Raw genomic sequence first — 19,000 nt, forward strand, 5'->3', positions numbered from 1 at the left:
CCTTTTCATATAATTAATTAAAATAGGATTAAGTTTTATTTTACTTAAAGGGGAATTTACCCTTGTTTGTGTTTTTTGTCAATTATAGTAACTACTTGAAAATCTATTAAATATATTTTAAAACCATCTTTTTTTTTAGTTAAAACACTTGTAGTCAATGTGTTGTTTTTTGAAACATAAAATTAATATCACTCAATATCTAGAAAGTGCTTTTCATGGGGATAAAATAGTATTATAATTTATTAAGATAACAGTAGGGTTTTTCATTAAAAGATTGTTGTATTAGTACACAAACTCAAATTAACTTATGTATAATTTAATGAATTAACTAAAATGATTAAAAAATTAAAACGACCCATGTTGTTGGGTTTGACATTTGCAGTGGTATCTGCTGGATTTTATGTTTTTTATAAAAACTCAAAATCTAAAAAAGAAATTAGTGCTATCTCAAGTCAAAGAGAAGTACATGAAAATCACCTTAAGGAAAGTCCTTTTAAAAATACCTTAAAGCTTTCTAAGTCTGAAAGAAAAGCCAAAGGTCTTCCTCCTAACAAATATTTTGAACAAATGTGGGAGTTATCTATGAATCCTAAAACTGGTAGGACGGAACCGGAAAAGATTTATGAGACTCAAGAGAAATTGAGAAGAGGGTTGTCTAAAAGAGCTCCTGGAGATGATGCTAGTAATCCTTGGATAGAACGAGGACCGAATGATATTGGTGGACGTACAAGAGCAATAATGTTCGATCCTAATGATGCTTCTAATAGACGAGTATACGCTGGTGGCGTAAGTGGAGGTTTATGGGTTAATAACGATATAACCTCTGCTGCTTCACAATGGAGTCGTGTACAGAATGTTCCGGGAAATTTATCGGTAACCTCTATTACAGTAGATCCTAGAGATTCTAATATTTGGTATTTAGGTACTGGAGAACAGTATACCGCTGGAGATGTAGTTGGTAGTGGTATTTATCGTTCTACTGATGGAGGAACAAGTTGGCAATCACTTGCAATTCCTGCTGCAGGAGCTGGTAGTTTTGATTTCAACGCGGCTAACTTATTTATTTCTGGCATTTTTTACGTAAATGATATTTTGGCTTGGAATAATACTGCCCAAAATCGTACTGAGTTATTTGTTGGAGTTGGGGCTCACGTTTATGGAGATGCTGCAAATCCAACAAATTGGTTAGGTCTGCAAACGGCTGGATTATATCGATCGATAGATGGTGGTGCTACTTGGAGCAGAATAGAATCTACTAATATGAGTTTTGTTTTTAGTGGAGCTGATTATTTCTTTATTCCAAATGATTTTGAAATTGGTGCAGATAATACATTATGGATGGGAACTATTACAACTCCAGGAATTGGCGGAGGTGGTGGAGGTAGAGTATTTAGTTCTACAAATGGTGCTACCTGGACTGAGGCTGCAGGATCGCCTTTGGCAGATTCTAACAGAGTAGAAATTGAAGTTTCTTCTACAGATGCGAATAAACTATATGCATTAACACAAGGAAGCGGAAATACTCCGGTGCATATTTATAGAACAACCAATAAATTTGGATCTGTAACGGAAACCGCCCTGCCAAATGATGCAGATAATGGTATTTCTGCAAATGATTTTACTAGAGGACAAGCATTCTATGATTTAATGATAGAGGCGGATCCTACAAATGATGATATTGTTTATGTAGGAGGAATTGATCTATTTAGATCTGCTAATAGCGGAAATAGTTGGGGTCAAATTTCTAAATGGTCTAACAATCCAGGTTTGGCTGGGTTACCAGTTTCTTTAGTTCATGCGGATCAACATGCGATGACTTTTAGACCAGGAAGCCCCAATCAGGCTATTTTTGGTACTGACGGAGGTGTATATTATGCAAATAGTCTATCAACTGCTCAGAATTCAAATGTTTTTGGCGCACGAAATAGCAATTTTAATGTAACACAATATGTAAAAGCAGGGATTGGTCCTGATGGAGCTGGAGATACTTCAGGGATTTTTACAGCTGGAGCACAAGATAACGGTTCTCAGGCATTTAGAAATACAGTTCCAGGAATTAATGGATCTGAAGAATTATCAGATGGAGATGGTTTTTACACTTTTGTGGATAAAGATGGTCAATATATGACTGCAACCTTTGTTAGAAATGTTATTTATAGATTTAATCTTCCTTGGGATGGAAGAGGAAGAAGACAAGGTGGAGCTACTACTTTAGTGAGCGATCAATCTACGGGAGATTTTGTAAATCAAATGGGATATGATAGTGACGCTAATTTTATGCTAACAAATGCGTCTTCTGGAACCAATTTTGCTATTAAAACAATTAATGTAGCGGCAAACTCTAATACTAATATTACGAACGCTTTATTAACTAGTAAACCTACGGCATTAACTCCTTCTCCTTTTGAAAATAATGTTTGGTACGTTGGTACTGCTACAGGACAAATGTTTCGATTAACAAATGTTGGTGTTGGATCAGCAAACTGGTCAGAAATTGCTACACCGTTTGTAGGTTCAGTATCTTCGGTTAGATTAGGAGAAACGGCAAATGATATCATGGTTACCATGCATAATTATGGAGTAACTAGCGTTTGGTATTCTTCTGATGCGGGAGCTAATTGGGTAAGCAAAGAAGGTGATTTACCAGATATTCCTGTTAGAGATATGCTGCAGAATCCTTTAGATAGAAACGAAGTAATTGTGGGAACACAATTAGGAGTTTGGGTTACTACTAATTTTAATGCAACCAATCCAACTTGGAGTCAGTCACAGAATGGAATGAGTGATGCTAGTGTTACTTCTTTTGACTATTGGGCGATAAATGGTGATGATAATAATAATAGAATAATAGCTTCTACTTACGGAAGAGGAGTGTTCACTGGTTCGTTTACAGCAAATGGAAATACTACTGATACTACTTCACCAAGTGCTCCAGAAAACTTAACGGCATCTAATATTACCCAAACAACCGTAGATTTAAGTTGGACTGCATCAACGGATAATGTAGGTGTTACAGGATATGATGTATATCAAGACGGAGCAGTAATTAACACTGTAACAGGAACAAGCTATACTGCAAATGGATTAACAGCTAATACTTCTTATACTTTTGTAATAAGAGCAAAAGATGCAGCTGGAAACGAATCTGCAGATAGTAATACTGCAAATGTAACCACTTCTGGATCTACAGGAGGAGGCAATGGTTGTACAGCTGGAATAACTTCATTTCCATATAATCAAGGATTTGAAAGTGGTTTTGGAGATTGGTCGCAAGGATCAGGAGATGATTTTGATTGGACTCGTCAATCAGGAGGAACTCCATCAAATAATACTGGACCATCTTCTGCGAATGAAGGTACTTTTTATGTATATGTAGAAACATCTAATCCAAATAATCCTAGTAGAACTACTATTCTAAACTCCCCTTGTTTTGATTTAAGTGGAGAAACATCTGCGGATTATAGTTTTAGGTATCATATGAGCGGTAATGCTGTTGGAGAGTTGAAATTAGAAGCAAGTAGTGATAATGGAACTACCTGGGCTGAAGTTTGGAGTAGATCCGGAACTCAAGGAAATTCTTGGAATACTGCTAATGTTAATTTAGATAGTTACTCAGGAGGTTCGATGCAATTACGTTATGTAGGAACTTCAGGAAATTCTTGGCAAGGTGATATGGCAGTAGATCGTATTTCTTTAACTACCGATGGAACTACTGGAGGTAGCGGATGCTCTGGAGGAATCACAACATTCCCATATAATCAAGGATTTGAAGGAGGTTTTGGTAATTGGTCGCAAGGATCAGGAGATGATTTTGATTGGATCCGTAGATCAGGAGGAACTCCATCAAACAATACAGGACCGTCGTCAGCAGATGAAGGTACTTTTTATGTATATGTAGAAACATCTAATCCAAATAACCCAAATAGAACTACTATTTTAAACTCACCTTGTTTTGACTTAAGTAGTTCAGCATCTGCTACTTTTGGTTTCAGGTATCATATGACTGGTAATGCTGTTGGAGAATTGAAATTAGAAGCAAGTAATGATGATGGAACAACTTGGACAGAAGTATGGAGTAGATCTGGAAATCAAGGAAATTCTTGGAATACAGCTTCAGTAAACTTAAATAGTTTTGCGGGAGGTAGTATGCAGTTGCGTTATGTAGGAACTTCAGGGAATTCTTGGCAAGGGGATATGGCCGTAGATGATGTATCGTTAAGTACCTCTGGAACTGCTGCTGTAAATGATGAATTCGCTGACCTTTTAGTTAATGAGGATGAAGTATCGGAAATAGAGTTCTATCCAAATCCGGTAAACGGAAATACCTTATATATAAAGACTTCTAGTAATGAAGAATATACATATAGTATTATCAATATTTCTGGACAAATAGTACGTAAAGGAGTTACTAATACTAAAAGTATTGATGTACAGAATTTGACTGAAGGTGTTTATATCATTAGAACGAACACTAAGAAAGGTGGCCAAATTATGTCACAGTTTATTAAACGATAAATTTCACGTGTTAAATATGAATCAGAAAACCAGGCTTATAAGCCTGGTTTTCTTGTTATAAGATGTACTAGTTATTTTTTTTACTGCCTAACAAAAACCTTTAAATCATCACTTTTTTTCATCGCATACGAAAGTGATTTGTTGCTAAATGATTTTTCGGGTTTATAATTGCTTAGTGATAACACATTGGGTAGTTTCATACCCCAAGATCCAGATTTTTTGCTTTCTCCTGGAACAATCACAACTACATGGCCATATGTTTCTGAAGTGTCAATGATTAGTGCTAAACCACCTCTATTGGTATGCTCTAATGCTTGATCTATGGTTTGCTGAGTTACAGTTCCTAATTGCAACCAACTCTTAGATCGTTCTGCAATAGGACGAATACTATCATATAACACATATCCCAATTTTTGATCCCTAAATTCTGTTACTTCAAAGACTTTGGTAATTGTTTTGGCGATACTATTTCTACAATCATTTCGTTCTGTAGCAGCTTTTTTACAAATGATAAAATTCTCCACTTCTTTAGTCAGATCAATATTAGCTGGTTTAACTACCGAAGATGTTTGATAATTATTGTTTTTCTTTTCTGCTTCTTTTTCTTGATTATCATCAGTGGATTCAATTTTATCCTCAGTATCCAAAGTTTTTTCCTTTTGTTCGTTTTTACAGGCGAATAGACAAATAACAAGAAGTAATAGCGGGATTATTTTTTTCATGTTGTTTAGTTTTAGTGATGTAATGATAGGTGATTTTTTATTAGATTCAAAGATATTTTTATGCTCAATATCCGGTTGTGTAACATTAAATAATAATTTTAAATATTAAAATGTAGGGTTTTTCTGGAGTTGGCTGTTTATAGTATAAAAAATGGCTATAAAGAAGAATATGAGTTAATTCTCGTTTTTTCATAAGCGACAAGTCAGTCGTCAGTGATTACTTTTTTAATGCAGAAAACCAGGATCCCGGCCTGGTTTTCTTTTTTTTAGCTATTCTTAAATTTTCTTAGCTATATCTGTTTAAAGTAAATAACTTTTGTAATTAGCTATGCGGTAATTCTAAGTTCACGATATAATGGATCTTTTTCGATCATCGTTAACAATTGTTTTTTGACATCAAATTTCTTTTTTCGAGTATACCCCTCAGTATACCCAGTGATTTTTGAAATTTCCTTGGCAGATTTTCCTTCAAAATATAACAGCATTAAATTTTTGTTATCACTACTTAATTTCTGGAAATGTTTTCGGTATAAATGCTCACGTTCTTGGTTTTCGATATCCTTGATTACGGATTCAGTTACATGTTCTGCACTCATAAATTTTGTCTCATCATGAACTACCTTATGTTTATTGCGCAATCGAGTTCTCCAAGTGTTTTTGCAAATCCCATAAAAATAAGTTGTTAATGGAACGTTTATTTCTAAAGTTCCAGATTTTAGTTTTTGATACAATACCACTAACGCATCCTGAAAAACATCTTCTACATCTTGCATATTACCATCATTTCTAAGGATATACCCTTGGATATATCTTACATTGTCACGATAGAAAACTTTTAATGTCCGTTGATCTCCCTTAATGATTCCGGATATTATTGCCTGATTTGTATCCATTTTTCCCATTACTTTTTTGTTTATACCGTTTGTTTTTTGATTAGAATACTTAAATAAAATCTTACTTTTTTTTGATGGTACAAACATAGATTTACTAGCGCGGAAGTCCTTACAGATTTCCGTAATCAAAGGGAATTTTTTTAGAAAAAACAGTTTTTTTAGTAATTGTTATCTAACTAAATATAATTGCAAAAAGCAGATGAAAATGTACATCGCGATTTGATCAAAAGATCTACACGTAATCCTACTAAGAAGGATTTTTTTAAAGAAAATATTTGTAGAAAAAGAGATTAGAAACAAATAGCTAAGAATATAGCTCGTAGTAGATTGCTTTTTTTACAATAACCCCAAATCTTTTACAATTGCAACTAGATGTGTGGTGTTTTTTGCTTTAAAGTCATCAAAGAGTTTACTCACTCTTTTGTCAATAGTACTTTCGCTATTTGGCGATATTTTTTGTTTTTTTAATTTTTGCACAATTTCTTTTTTAGTAAAACCGAGTGCAAGTTCTTCTAATAACATAATATCGAAATCATCTAAATTGATGATATTATCGGTGTTAGCATCCGTTACTTCTGATGGAAGCACGATATCACCTTTATACACACCTTGTATGCAGTTTACTAAATCTTTAATTGCATGTTGGCCTTTGCATACATAGCCATTTATATCAAGTTTTTGGAATAACATATTTATCTTATCAGGTCTGCTTTCCTGAGAGTATACGATTACATTGATAGTAGGGTCTATTTTCCGAATGTCTTGTATGAGTTCTATACCAGAAGTTCTGGTCTGCACTTTATGATCTTCTTTAAAAGAAAGATCTGTTATCAGTAATTCAAACGGGTCTTCACCTTGATGAGCTTTTCTAAATTTGATATATGCATCATCACAGTATTTAGCTTCCTTAATATCTAGGATACCTACTTCGTCATTTAGTACTTTTACGATACCTTGATTGGCAATTTCATAATCTTCTGCTACCAATACTTTTGTAAACATATTCGATCCTTTTTAACACGGGATTTTAATCTCAGCTTTAAAGCCTTTATTTTTTTCTGAGTCAAAGATAATAGTTCCGTTGATAGCTAGAATACGCTTTTCCGTATTACGGAGTCCATTTTTTGATTTTATAGCTGATTTTTGGATACCCACACCATTATCAGAGTACTTGATGATTAGGTTGTTTTTTTCATTTTTAAAGACAATAGCAACTAAATCTGCTTGACTATGTTTTTGCATATTGGTCATCAGTTCCTGTAATACTCTATAGATAGTAATTTTTAGGTTTTTATCCATAGTATTCCAAACGATTTTGTCGATACCTCTTTGTACCAATCTGATATTGTTATTGGTATAATTCGTTAACATATCGGTTAACTCTTCTGTATAGGTTTCATCTACCTCGAATTCGCTGTTTTCTCTAGAGATGTCTCTGGCTTTGGTGTAGGCGGTATTCAGTTTTTTGGTAATCTGCGGATCGTGTGGATCGTTTTGATATTGCATCATTACCTGAAAAATATCATTCCCAATTTCATCGTGTAACCGTTTAGAAATACGTGTTTCGGTTTCATAAGCTGCCTGGAACTCTACAATTTTGTTTTGTTGTGCTAAATATTTGGTTCGCTGCCGCGAGAAATATATGATAAATCCAATGAATGTAGCAAGTAGTAAAATCCCAAGGAGATAGACGGTGTTTTGGTTTTGTACTTCCTCAATTTCCTTACTTTTCTGTTGGTTCTCTTTTTCTAAATTTTCACTTTCGAACCGTATTCTGGCGAATTTATCTCTAAAAAGATTGTCTCTTTTGGTGAGACTATCATTTAGTTTGATATACTCCATCGCGTATTTTCTTCCTTCTTCTGGTGGAGAAACTTGTGCTAATAAATCATAGGCTTGAAGAAGTCCTGTATTGCTATTTGTTGTAGTTGCAGCTTTTTCTGCTTTTATTCCAAAGGTTCGTGATAGGCTGTAATTATTATTGATAAAATAATATTCTGTTAGACTTAAACTACTTTCTGATAAACCTCTTATGTCTCCTATACTGTCTCTTATTTTATAAGCTTTATTAAGCAAAAAGAGAATACTGTCATTATGTTTATTATGTTTTAATTTGACATATCCTATATTATCCAATAAACGCGCTTTTCTTTTTAGATCTTTTTCAAAAAAGTCTACATATTTAAGGTTTTTCTTAAAGAATTTTTCCGCCTTTTCATAGTTTCCTTGAGTTTGATAGACCATCCCTAAATTATTATTTACAATAATTTTATAAAGTATGTCTTTATCTGTGTTACTTGCATATTTTAAGGCCTTTTGATTATACTCAATAGCATCATCAAAACGCCCTAATTCTCTAGCAGTGATTCCTAAACTGGTATATGATAAGGGAAGATAGGATAGATTGCCGGATAATTGAAATTGTTTAATAGCATGTATTGTTAAATCTTCACTATTATTATAATCTTTAACTTTCCGTGATAATTTAGCTAAATCAATCAAAACTTTTCCGTAGTCAAAAGAGTATTTTGAAGGAGTAATTTTTTTATTCTTCGCAAGAACGAAAAATATTTTATTGGCACTATAGAAATTTTGATAAGCACTATCAAGAAGATTCATTTTTCTATAATATATTCCTAGATTGCCATATAATTTTCCAGTAATAATTGAGTCTTTTATGTTTTTGGAAATTATTAAAGCTTCTTGATTTATGTCTTTATAAAGATTTAATTCATTCAAGAAGTAATACCCTACAGATATTTTCTCTAATTTTTGTATTTGGAAGGAAGATTCTTTTAGTTTTTTTACTTGATTATAGGCTGAATCTAAATATAATTTTCTCTTTGTTTTTGTAAAGCTTTTGTCATTCGCTTTTTCAATATTTGTTAATATTGATTCTTTATTCAATTTATTATCAACTTCCTTCTTTTGATTTTCTCTTGCTCCATTACAACTTATTAATGAAAATGACCAGATTATGGATATAATGATTGACTTTAGTAATCTCATCAAAAGGCTTGATTAAACAACTAAAATAAATAATTATTCATAATGGAGAAAGTAAAGGAGGATTTATCTAAGTAAACCCTCCTATTCATTGATTATTTATTATCTGGTTCAACTTCTTCTTCTTCATCACCAGATAAACTTAATGTTTTAGTCTCTACTTGCTCAACTCCAACTTCTTCATTGATAGAAGGAGGGTCGCAAGAAACGAAGTTTAGACCTAATAATACGGCTAATAGTAAAAATTTTAAAGTTTTCATGTTGTTAGTTGTTTGATATTCCAATTGTTGGGGTACGCCCATAGGTTGCAACCCCAGTTGGTATGTGCCCACATACCTAGTACCTATGGGAAATGATCAATAAGGTGGGAAAGTGATCCTAGTGCAGTTGCGATACCTTACTTTCCCCTTTTCGGGTAGCGGCAAACTGCAGTTTGGATGGGTTTTGTCTTCGATGGAGTTTGTCTAAATACTTAGACATCTTTTCGGCTACGATTAGACTGATTGTTTAGCTCAGACTGATGCAGATCGGTAGACAAAACGAGTTTTGTAACCTTTTTTTAATAAGCGTCATAGAAATGTATACCTGGATACGTTCGATATATGGATGTTGTTATCTAACAATAAGTGTCTGATATAATCTGCCTTGTGTGTCTATTAGTTTGTCGATTAGCCATTAGCTTATCGTGAGTACTATGTGAACACTTTAAGGTTTTTGATACCTTTTTTGATTTGTCGATCAAGACAAATCCCCTTATCGAGAGCTTACAACATCTAAACTATATGCGAAGTAAAGCTGTCTGTTACTAGCACTTCACGAATGTGCATACTAGTGAAATTGAACTCTTTTTCCAGTACTTCTGTACCGTTTGCATTTGGCATTTTTACTGGAGTAGCATTAACAACCGAAGTGTGTAACCCTAATCCGTCGAAGCCTGCAAATGCATCGGCTAACAGATAATTTCTGATCTCCTGCTCCTTTTTAGAAAATTGATTAAACTTCATTGTTTTGTTTTTTTGTTGTTAATTAATTGAAACTCTTTTTTTCGAATATACCCTGCATTATTGCAGGATTTTACTTCTAAAGTTTCTTATTGTTTTGTTATTTATAGTACAAATGTCTGTAAGTAGTACGCATTCTTTTTGCGTAGTAAAAAATATTTATTATTTTTTCTAAAATATTTTTACATGGCTTCTAATAAAAATGCTTTAATACGATATAAAACGATTGATCAATGTTTGCGTAACACCTTTAGGCGTTGGGTGTTGGATGATCTTATAGAGGCATGTTCTGATGCATTATATGAATATGAAGGAAAAGATGTGTATGTAAGTAAGCGTACGGTGCAATTAGATATACAGATGATGCGTAGTGATAAATTAGGGTATAATGCTCCTATAGAAGTGTATCAACGCAAATTTTACCGATATGCAGAAGAGGATTATAGTATTATGAATATCCCGGTGACAGATCATGATATTAAAATAATGAACGAGTCCATCCAGATACTACGCCAGTTTAAAGACTTTTCGTTGTTTAAGGAGATGAATGGAGTTATCGAACGGTTAGAAGATTCTGTATATGCAAATGAAAAAGACAACATACCTATTATTCATCTCGAAAAGAATGATCAGCTTAAAGGGTTAGAACATATCGATAGATTATACCACGCAATACAGAACAAGCAGGTTCTAAAAATGGCGTATAAATCCTTTAAAGCTAGAAGTGAGAGTGAAATTCTTATTCATCCACAATTACTAAAGGAATTTAATAATCGATGGTTTTTATTAGCGTTGGGCAATAAAAGAAAGCTCTTGACTACTTTTGCATTGGATAGGATTGTTAGTATCCATAATTCTGAAGAAGATATTGTTTATATAGATCAACATATTGATGGTGATATATATTATAAGGATGTAATAGGAGTGACGGTTTCAGAAAATGTAGTGCCAGAGCTTGTAAAGTTTAAGATAGACAATAGAAATGCCCCTTATGTAATCACCAAACCATTTCATACATCTCAAGAAACAATATCAAAAGATGAACTTGGTACGACTTTTACGATTAAGGTTCAAATTAATTTTGAGTTAGAACGAGTAATTCTTGGCTTTGGAGATACAATAGAGGTGTTAGCGCCAGAACGATTACGTACCAGAATTCATGGAAAGCTAAAAAGAGCTTTAGACAAGTACAAATAATAATTATTGATATAACTTTTTTACCAGTTTTCCGATACTAAGTCCTTGTACCAGTATTGAAAAGAATACAACTACATAGGTGATATATAGTATCACTTCTGAAGAAGGGTTGTCTGCTAAACTTAGCGCCAAAGCTAGCGAAATGCCACCTCGTAATCCTCCCCAAGTTAGTATAGATACCGTTTTTATGGGGCTCATCTCAGTATGCTTTAGTAATGAATAAGGAAGTAATACAGAAATGAACCTTGAAAAAAGGACTATAAAAATTGCAATAATACCTAATGTTAGATGTCCTGCATCAAATTTTAGAAGATGAATTGCTAACCCAATTAATACAAATAGAATACCATTAAAAACATCATCCAATACCTCCCAGATATCATTGATTAATTTTCTAGTAGGGCCTTTATTCGTAGCTACATTGAATTTGTTACCAATTAACATTCCTGCGACAACCATAGCTAATGGTCCTGATACATGGATCAAAGATGCTAATGAATATCCACCCATTACAATTGCCAGACTGATCATGACTGATAATTGTGGATTTTCTTTTACGGATTTTATGCTCTGATATCCTATAAATCCTAAAAGAGCTCCATAGACGATTCCGCCAATAGCTTCTTCTATAAATAATTTACCAATTTCTGCGGTTACAGAACCTTCTCCATGATGTTCTCCCATTCCAGTGAGAATTAATATTCCAGAAAATACAACTACACCGATACCATCATTGAATAAGGATTCTCCTTCAATCTTAATTCCTAAGCTTTTGGCAATATTTGCTTTTTTAAGAATGGCCATCACAGCAATTGGATCGGTAGGCGATATCAATGCGCCAAATAGCAAAGCATCTAAAAAAGGTAACTCTATATTAATTAATTGCGCAGCACCAAAAGTCAAACCACCTACCAAAAATGTAGAAATCAAAACCCCCAACGTTGCGAATAGGATTATGGGCCATTTTTCTTTTTTTAGTTCCTCAATATTTACGTGTAAGGCTCCTGCAAATAGTAAAAAACTTAAAATCCCATCTAATAACAAACTCCTAAAATCAGAATTAGCAACAATGTCACAAAAGAACTGATAGAAATGAGGGGCAATATTTTTACTCAATGTGATGATTACAACGGTTATTAAACTTAATAACATCAATGCAATCGTAGCAGGCATTTTTAACCATTTGTAGTTTATAAAACTAAAAAAAGCAGCAATCGAAAAAATAATACTGAAGGATTGTAACATGGTTCTTAAGATTATAATTTGCGTATAAGTTTTTAAACATGGTGATTCTATAAAACCTTCTGTATTGTATAACAGAAGCGCTTTGGGACTTTTTAAACTTATGTTTACCTAAATAAGTTTCACATCCGTTATGATTTCTAAAAGAGCTGGACCATTATGATCTCTTAGTTTTTCTAATGCGGGAATTAGTTCTTCTTTTTTAGTCACTTTGATGCCTAAAGCACCGCAATTTTCGGCATATTTAGCAAAACTTACATTATGTAATGAAGTTTGCCAGACATCTAATTCAGCGGCTTTTTGTTCTTTAGAAATTTTTCCTAATTCGGAGTTGTTGAGCAAGACATGCTTAATGTTCATATTGTATTTCACCAACGTCATCATTTCTGCTAAATATTGACCAAAACCACCATCTCCAGAAACTGACCAAATAGGCCTTTCTTTTCCTTTGGCAGCCCAAGCTCCCATAGCAGCAGGTAACGAAAATCCAATGGAACCTAGATATCCTGACATTAATATAGATTGATTTTTAGGTTCGAAGTACCTTCCAAAAGAATAAGTATTATTACCAACATCTACAGCAATTACTGCATTAGAGGGAGTAACTTTATTCATTGCCTCAAAAACTGCAATAGAACTTATTCCATTATCACCTTGATCTTTTAATCGATTTGCTTTTTCTTCTTTCCAAATATCCCAACGTTCAGCAATTTCTGATCTTCTATCGATAGTATCAATATTATTTTCTGTTTGTTCCTCTATGAGAGATAGCGTTTCCGAAATTTCTCCCCAAAGCGCAGCATCTATTTTATGAAACTTACTTAATGCTGTAGGGTCATAGTCGACCTGAATGATTGGTTTTTTAGGAGTAATTCCTGTATGATTGGAAAAGGATGCTCCAAATACAATGAGTAAGTCACTTTCGTTCATAAACCAGGAAGCAATGGGAGTTCCACTACGACCTAATACTCCGCAACCCAATTCATGATCATCAGGAATAAGTCCTTTTCCTTTAAAGGTAGTGATAACAGGACACCTTAATTTATTGGCAAAATCTATAATTGCTTTCATATGAAACCTTGCTCCATGACCAACAATAATAGCAGGCTTTTTTGATTCTGAAATCATCGAAACGGCTTTTGTTACCATTTGTCTTGGTGGAGAAATATTCATCGGAGTTATTCTTCCTTCAGGAGTTTGTGCTTCTTCACCTATAGTTTTTGGCATAAAAGCTACTTCATCTGGGAAAGTAATATGTGATACATTTCTATTGAGTATCGCACTTTTAATGGCTAAACTCATTAATTCACTATGCTTAGAATTCTGTTGGACAGGATGATTAAAATCAGCTACAGTTTGGAATGCCTTGACCAAATCTACTTCCTGAAAAGCACCGGTACCCATCACTTGGGTATTTACTTGTCCAGAAAATGCTAATAAAGGAGCTCTATCTACCTTAGCATCCCACATACCTGTAAACATATTAGTAGAACCAGGTCCTGCAATACCAAAACATACAGCTGGTTTGCCCATTAATTTTCCATAAGCCGAAGCGGCAAAGGCGGCAGCGCCTTCATGACGAATACCAAAATATTGTAGCTTCCCTTGTTTTTCTAATCGCATCATGGCATCTGCAACTCCAAGGTTAGAATGACCTACCATTCCAAAAACGGTATCAACATCCCAGTTAACCATAGTTTGTATCATAACATCAGAAATAGTATCCTGATGTTTAGGTTCTTCTGGAATACCAACTAAGATTGCATCCCCATCTTCTTTTACCTCAAAAGTGGTAACTCCATCATCATAACCTCCTGGAGGTAATCCTGTACAAGGGTCAAAATCCCAACCGTGCCAAGGACATCGTAACAAACCATTCTCTATAGAGCCTTCTCCTAGAGGACCTCCTTGATGCGGACATTTATTATCTAAAGCAGAAAATTTACCATTATAATGAGTGAGACAAACACCTTGGTGACCAGCGGTAACAGTTTGTACTCTTCCTTCTGGGAGTCTATCTTTATTATCTAGTACTTTATACCAAACAGTTTCTTTTTTTGAAGTCATGATTGCTTTTTAAGATGTTAGAATTTGTTGTGATATTGATCTTGTCTTATTTTTACAGCCCTAAATGAGTATATAATTAAGGCTATTAAACCTAACAGGGCGCTGGTAATTCCGGCAATGGTAATATAAATGGTAGCATTGAAATCGGTATCGATACTCTTATAAATCCCTGAAACTAATGCAGAAATCACAAAACTAGCAACAGCAATATATAAGAAAACCATAGCGCTATTTAGTAGTTTAAGTTGTCTTAACTTTCGCTCAATCAATTGTTCTTTTATTATATCTTCTGTAATCAATGTTTTAATCTCTGTACTGAGATTAACCAAAAGATTAGAGGTAGATAATATCAATAGTCCAATCCCGGGAATAATAGTAGCAGGTAGATACCAATTTTCCATAGGTTCTAATTTTTATAAGTAGAAATAGCTTCTTTAAAGAAAGTAACTCCTTTTTCTTCATCAATACCAGAAATTGATAAAACCGCTCCTTTAAAACCTTCATTTTTCCATTCACCTAATGATAATGGATTAAACGTAGCGGTATCTAAACTATCGTGACCTTTATACCCACTGATATAGAAGTAATAGTCATTATGGGTGCTATCAGGAATTGCCATTCCTAATCCAATAGCAACACCAGCTTTATCTTTTAATTGAGCAAATGCTCCCGAATCGAAATGATGTGGCCATATCCGAATATCAGATTCGAGTGATGAAGTATTTAATGTTTTTTCTAGTACTTTATGTGCTAAGATTCGATTTTGTAATAGTTCTTGAAGTATACTGTCAGAAGGTTTTTCGAAAACGTAGTCATCCGTTAATGTATCGTAAGGAAGTTCATAGTGTAGTTTGTAAGTATAAGGGGTTTTGATTCCTAACGAAGTAGTTAATGATTCTAACCAATTAAGAATTTCTCTATGTGTTTTTTTATCTAATGAAAGGCTTAGTCTAACCGTATTATTAGCAACCCAATGGAGGGCAAAATTTAGATAATCAAAAGTTATCTTACATCCTCTATCGTTTAAAGGCCAGGTTTCTAGATATCCTTTTTCTTTATTAAACCCTAAGTTCGTATGACTGTCATCGTCTTTTTTTGATAAAAAGCTGATACTTGCTGTAGCTAAATATTGAGCTGCTAGATGTATTTGATTAGACATAGTTATTTTATTTTTTTAAGGTTTTATGATTTATAATACTCCGGCGTAGTTAATTCCAGTTAATTTATGCATATCCTGATCAAAAGTTGATAAATCATCATGATTGAATTTTGAAACATCATCGTACCCACAAGCTCTAGCAACAACTTTAATTAAGTTATTAGTTGCATCAAAATAGTTATGTAATTGCTTTGCTGAAGATTCTATAATCAATCTGCTTCTTAAAGATTCTTTTTGCGTTGCGATACCTACTGGACAGTTGTTACTTCCACATGCACGCATCCCTAAACAACCGATAGCTTGTAATGCTGAATTAGATACTGCGATAGCATCAGCGCCAAGCATCATTGCTTTTGCAAAATCCTCTGCGATTCTTAATCCTCCAGTGATAATTAAAGTTACATCGGTAGCACCAACTTTATCAAGATATTTTCTTGCTCTTGCTAAAGCAGGAATTGTAGGTACATTAATATTATCACGTAAAATTGTAGGAGCAGATCCTGTCCCACCACCGCGACCATCTAGGATGATGTAATCTACACCAACGTCCAAAGCAAACTGGATGTCTTTTTCGATATGACTGGCAGCAATTTTAAAACCAATTGGAATTCCACCAGTTCGATCTCGTACTTTTTCTGCAAAAGCTTTGAAATCTTTCACTCCATGAAAATCAGGGAATGTTGCTGGAGAGATAGCAGTTTCTCCTTCATTTAGACCTCTAACACTTGCTATTTCTTTACTCACTTTACTGCCTGGTAAGTGGCCACCTGTACCTGTTTTTGCTCCTTGTCCTCCTTTAAAATGAAATGCTTGTACATTATCTAATTTATCCCAGGAAAAACCAAACTGAGCAGAAGCTAACTCATAAAAATATTTGGTATTGCTTTCTTGTTCCTGTGGTAACATTCCACCTTCTCCAGAACAAATTCCAGTGCCTGCCATTTCTGCTCCTCGGGATAAAGCAATTTTAGCTTCTCGTGATAAAGCTCCAAAACTCATATCACTTACAAACAAAGGAATATCCAATTCTAAAGGCTTTTTTGCTTTGGCTCCAATAACAACTTTGGTCGCTACTTCTTCGTTATCTAATAATGGTCTAGTTGCTAGCTGAGCTGGTAAAAACTGGATGTCACTCCATTTGGGTAATGTATTTCTATCAACTCCCATAGAAGCAGAGAATCCGTGATGTCCAAGATTTTTTAACCCATTTTTAGCAAGCTCTTTAATGTATCCAGTGTATGGTTCTGTATCTTCTGGATGTGTATCTGCATAAGCACCTAAATATTCATCTCTATTAAATGGTTGCGGTTGATCAAGAAGGTAATCATCAATTTCAGATTCATCTACATATAAAGTATCTCCATCAATTTTAGTGCTAAATTTATGTAAAACCTCTTTATTATTGTATTCAGAAACACCAGTATCGTATCGGTAATCCCAACCGTGTACACCACATATTAGGTTATGACCATCCACATGTCCATCAGCCATCAATGCACCTCGATGTAAACATCTACCATATAGGACCGAAATTTCTTTATCAAATTTTACAATAACTAAATCTAATCCATTTACTAAAGCATGAGTCGGTTGTTTGTTTTCTAAATTACTAATCTGAGCAATTGCTACTGGTTTTTTCATGAGTCTATGTTAATTTTGAATTGTGTGTTGCTTTGTCGTGTTAAGTATAGATATAGATTGTGTGTTATAATCTATAACACCTTCTTTGCGTAAAATGCTTAAGGTGTTACTAACTGTTTGTCTAGAAGTATTGGTTAAATTGGCAATATCTTTATGCGTTAACAGGTTTTTTGCTATTATATTTTTTTCTGTTTGTTCTCCAAACTCTTTGATATAATCTATTACAAATTCTTTGATTCGAGTTGAACTATCTTTATATAGTAAATCTTGTAAACGTCTCTCTAGTTTTTTGATTCGTAAACCATATATTTTTAGAACACCGTTTTTAAGAGATTTATGTTTCTCCATAATTTGTTTCATTCTAAAAGATTCTATATAACAGACAATACAATCTTCGAGTGCAATAGCTTGTTCTTCTATAGAGAGTTGTTCGTCGTAGATCGATAGTTCACCAAAGATGTGTCCTTTTTTTACGATATACTTTACATTTTTACTATTGATATCAATAATCTTAACGGTTCCTTTTTTTAGAAAAAAAACGCTTTTATGATCATTATTGATTAATTGGATGGTAGCTCCTTTATCGATGTTTTTCATCTCAAGAATTTCACACATTCGCATCATGGTAATTCTACCAAGTTTATTAAATAAATTAAAACCTTCTAGAAACCAATATTTGGTATATGTGTTCAATGAAGTGTGAGTTTAGTTAGTATTGTTAAATGTAAGGATTTTTAATAGTACTCATTATTAATAAATTATGAGAAGTTACTTTAGACGACAATTATAGATTTTTCTTACAGTTTATAGGTAGTTATCGGTTTACCGGAATAGGTCGTAAAAGTTTATGAGAATATGCTGAAATTAGTACTCCACATTTTTAAATCTTCTCAGGACTTTTGATAATCCGATATTATTTCTTCTATCCTCTCTAGGCGTTTTTAAAATTTCTTTTATTACAATCCTTTTTCTTTACGCCGCTACTATTTTTAGTAATCGATTAAATAGAATGTTATACCAGTAGCATAACTCCGAAGGAGACGCTTTAATAATACGTTTTTAGAACTGATAGCGAGTAGTTTTTAAAATGAATTGTTAATAGATATGAAGATAAATTAATCTAGAGAAACTAATCTCTAGATTAATTTAATAATGGTATTCCAAATAAATTTATTTATTTCCCAGCATCAGGAATTCGTTACAAACTACTTCTGTTATATACCTTTTGTTTCCTTCGTTATCATCGTAACTGCGAGATGTAAGTTTACCTTCTATAGCGACTTCTTGACCTTTGTTTACATATTTCTCAATAATTTCTGCAGTTTTTCCCCAAGCTACAATATTATGCCATTGAGTGTCTGTAATTTTATCGCCTGCCTTATTATAATAATAATCGTTCGTGGCAATAGAAAATTTTGCAAGCTTTCTACCAGAATCAAGGTCTACGATTTCAGGTTCTTGTCCTAGGTTACCTATTAGTTGTACTTTGTTTTTTAACGTGTTCATGTTTTTAATTTTAGCACCTGTTTTTTTACAGGTAGATGAAACAATTTTTTG

Annotated in this window: 15 protein-coding genes; 2 read left to right on the forward strand and 13 right to left on the reverse strand. The window is 33.6% G+C overall.

Annotation, left to right across the window (positions count from 1 at the left end; genetic code table 11):
* The first annotated feature begins 333 nt into the window (after positions 1 to 333).
* Positions 334 to 4,515, forward strand: coding sequence for a fibronectin type III domain-containing protein (locus NMK29_RS01000; protein WP_108805220.1), 4,182 nt, complete (start codon positions 334 to 336; stop codon positions 4,513 to 4,515).
* Between the two features lie 80 nt (positions 4,516 to 4,595).
* On the opposite strand, the gene NMK29_RS01005 is transcribed toward NMK29_RS01000, so the two are convergent.
* The 6 genes from NMK29_RS01005 to NMK29_RS01030 form a co-directional block, all read right to left on the reverse strand.
* Positions 4,596 to 5,237, reverse strand: coding sequence for a hypothetical protein (locus NMK29_RS01005; protein WP_108805221.1), 642 nt, complete (start codon positions 5,235 to 5,237; stop codon positions 4,596 to 4,598).
* A 326-nt stretch (positions 5,238 to 5,563) separates the two neighbouring features.
* The gene (locus tag NMK29_RS01010) at positions 5,564 to 6,139 is read right to left on the reverse strand and encodes an RNA polymerase sigma factor (protein ID WP_159092336.1); all 576 of its coding nucleotides are present in this window, start codon (positions 6,137 to 6,139) and stop codon (positions 5,564 to 5,566) included.
* 327 nt (positions 6,140 to 6,466) lie between these two features.
* Positions 6,467 to 7,132 (reverse strand): response regulator, encoded by a 666-nt coding sequence (locus NMK29_RS01015; protein ID WP_108805223.1) that lies wholly within the window; start codon positions 7,130 to 7,132, stop codon positions 6,467 to 6,469.
* Between the two features lie 12 nt (positions 7,133 to 7,144).
* Positions 7,145 to 9,139 (reverse strand): tetratricopeptide repeat-containing sensor histidine kinase, encoded by a 1,995-nt coding sequence (locus tag NMK29_RS01020; RefSeq protein ID WP_108805224.1) that lies wholly within the window; start codon positions 9,137 to 9,139, stop codon positions 7,145 to 7,147.
* Between the two features lie 92 nt (positions 9,140 to 9,231).
* The gene (locus NMK29_RS01025; RefSeq protein WP_159092337.1) at positions 9,232 to 9,396 is read right to left on the reverse strand and encodes a hypothetical protein; all 165 of its coding nucleotides are present in this window, start codon (positions 9,394 to 9,396) and stop codon (positions 9,232 to 9,234) included.
* Positions 9,397 to 9,909: 513 nt separating this feature from the next.
* Entirely contained in the window at positions 9,910 to 10,140 is a 231-nt protein-coding gene (locus tag NMK29_RS01030; protein ID WP_108805225.1) for a hypothetical protein, read from the reverse strand.
* A 183-nt stretch (positions 10,141 to 10,323) separates the two neighbouring features.
* Here NMK29_RS01030 and NMK29_RS01035 point away from each other — a divergent pair, with 183 nt between their 5' ends.
* Positions 10,324 to 11,334 (forward strand): YafY family protein, encoded by a 1,011-nt coding sequence (locus NMK29_RS01035; RefSeq protein WP_108805226.1) that lies wholly within the window; start codon positions 10,324 to 10,326, stop codon positions 11,332 to 11,334.
* Positions 11,335 to 11,337: 3 nt separating this feature from the next.
* Here the strand turns inward: NMK29_RS01035 and NMK29_RS01040 are convergent, their stop codons facing one another.
* From NMK29_RS01040 to NMK29_RS01070, 7 genes are all read right to left on the reverse strand, one after another.
* Positions 11,338 to 12,579 (reverse strand): sodium:proton antiporter, encoded by a 1,242-nt coding sequence (locus NMK29_RS01040; protein ID WP_108805227.1) that lies wholly within the window; start codon positions 12,577 to 12,579, stop codon positions 11,338 to 11,340.
* Positions 12,580 to 12,687: 108 nt separating this feature from the next.
* A complete protein-coding gene (locus NMK29_RS01045) occupies positions 12,688 to 14,643 on the reverse strand; it encodes a thiamine pyrophosphate-dependent enzyme (protein WP_108805228.1) in 1,956 nt (651 codons plus the stop codon).
* A 17-nt stretch (positions 14,644 to 14,660) separates the two neighbouring features.
* Positions 14,661 to 15,044 (reverse strand): DUF2721 domain-containing protein, encoded by a 384-nt coding sequence (locus tag NMK29_RS01050; RefSeq protein WP_108805229.1) that lies wholly within the window; start codon positions 15,042 to 15,044, stop codon positions 14,661 to 14,663.
* A gap of 5 nt (positions 15,045 to 15,049) precedes the next feature.
* On the reverse strand, positions 15,050 to 15,802 hold the full coding sequence (locus tag NMK29_RS01055) for a hypothetical protein (RefSeq protein ID WP_108805230.1): 753 nt from the start codon (positions 15,800 to 15,802) through the stop codon (positions 15,050 to 15,052).
* A 30-nt stretch (positions 15,803 to 15,832) separates the two neighbouring features.
* On the reverse strand, positions 15,833 to 17,443 hold the full coding sequence (locus tag NMK29_RS01060) for a glutamate synthase-related protein (protein WP_108805231.1): 1,611 nt from the start codon (positions 17,441 to 17,443) through the stop codon (positions 15,833 to 15,835).
* A gap of 9 nt (positions 17,444 to 17,452) precedes the next feature.
* Entirely contained in the window at positions 17,453 to 18,136 is a 684-nt protein-coding gene (locus tag NMK29_RS01065; RefSeq protein WP_108805232.1) for a Crp/Fnr family transcriptional regulator, read from the reverse strand.
* A gap of 477 nt (positions 18,137 to 18,613) precedes the next feature.
* Positions 18,614 to 18,949, reverse strand: coding sequence for a single-stranded DNA-binding protein (locus tag NMK29_RS01070; protein WP_108805490.1), 336 nt, complete (start codon positions 18,947 to 18,949; stop codon positions 18,614 to 18,616).
* Between the last annotated feature and the right edge of the window lie 51 nt (positions 18,950 to 19,000).

This window comes from Aquimarina sp. Aq107 (genome assembly GCF_943733665.1).
Taxonomy (GTDB): Bacteria; Bacteroidota; Bacteroidia; order Flavobacteriales; family Flavobacteriaceae; genus Aquimarina.

Excerpts from the sequence above, each read along its gene's own strand:
- NMK29_RS01045 (WP_108805228.1), bottom strand. The coding sequence starts at position 14,643 with ATGACTTCAAAAAAAGAAACTGTTTGGTATAAAGTACTAGATAATAAA.
- NMK29_RS01000 (WP_108805220.1), top strand. The coding sequence starts at position 334 with ATGATTAAAAAATTAAAACGACCCATGTTGTTGGGTTTGACATTTGCA.
- NMK29_RS01035 (WP_108805226.1), top strand. The coding sequence starts at position 10,324 with ATGGCTTCTAATAAAAATGCTTTAATACGATATAAAACGATTGATCAA.
- NMK29_RS01020 (WP_108805224.1), bottom strand. The coding sequence starts at position 9,139 with ATGAGATTACTAAAGTCAATCATTATATCCATAATCTGGTCATTTTCA.
- NMK29_RS01025 (WP_159092337.1), bottom strand. The coding sequence starts at position 9,396 with ATGAAAACTTTAAAATTTTTACTATTAGCCGTATTATTAGGTCTAAAC.
- NMK29_RS01040 (WP_108805227.1), bottom strand. The coding sequence starts at position 12,579 with ATGTTACAATCCTTCAGTATTATTTTTTCGATTGCTGCTTTTTTTAGT.
- NMK29_RS01015 (WP_108805223.1), bottom strand. The coding sequence starts at position 7,132 with ATGTTTACAAAAGTATTGGTAGCAGAAGATTATGAAATTGCCAATCAA.
- NMK29_RS01010 (WP_159092336.1), bottom strand. The coding sequence starts at position 6,139 with ATGGGAAAAATGGATACAAATCAGGCAATAATATCCGGAATCATTAAG.
- NMK29_RS01030 (WP_108805225.1), bottom strand. The coding sequence starts at position 10,140 with ATGAAGTTTAATCAATTTTCTAAAAAGGAGCAGGAGATCAGAAATTAT.
- NMK29_RS01060 (WP_108805231.1), bottom strand. The coding sequence starts at position 17,443 with ATGAAAAAACCAGTAGCAATTGCTCAGATTAGTAATTTAGAAAACAAA.
- NMK29_RS01070 (WP_108805490.1), bottom strand. The coding sequence starts at position 18,949 with ATGAACACGTTAAAAAACAAAGTACAACTAATAGGTAACCTAGGACAA.
- NMK29_RS01005 (WP_108805221.1), bottom strand. The coding sequence starts at position 5,237 with ATGAAAAAAATAATCCCGCTATTACTTCTTGTTATTTGTCTATTCGCC.
- NMK29_RS01050 (WP_108805229.1), bottom strand. The coding sequence starts at position 15,044 with ATGGAAAATTGGTATCTACCTGCTACTATTATTCCCGGGATTGGACTA.
- NMK29_RS01055 (WP_108805230.1), bottom strand. The coding sequence starts at position 15,802 with ATGTCTAATCAAATACATCTAGCAGCTCAATATTTAGCTACAGCAAGT.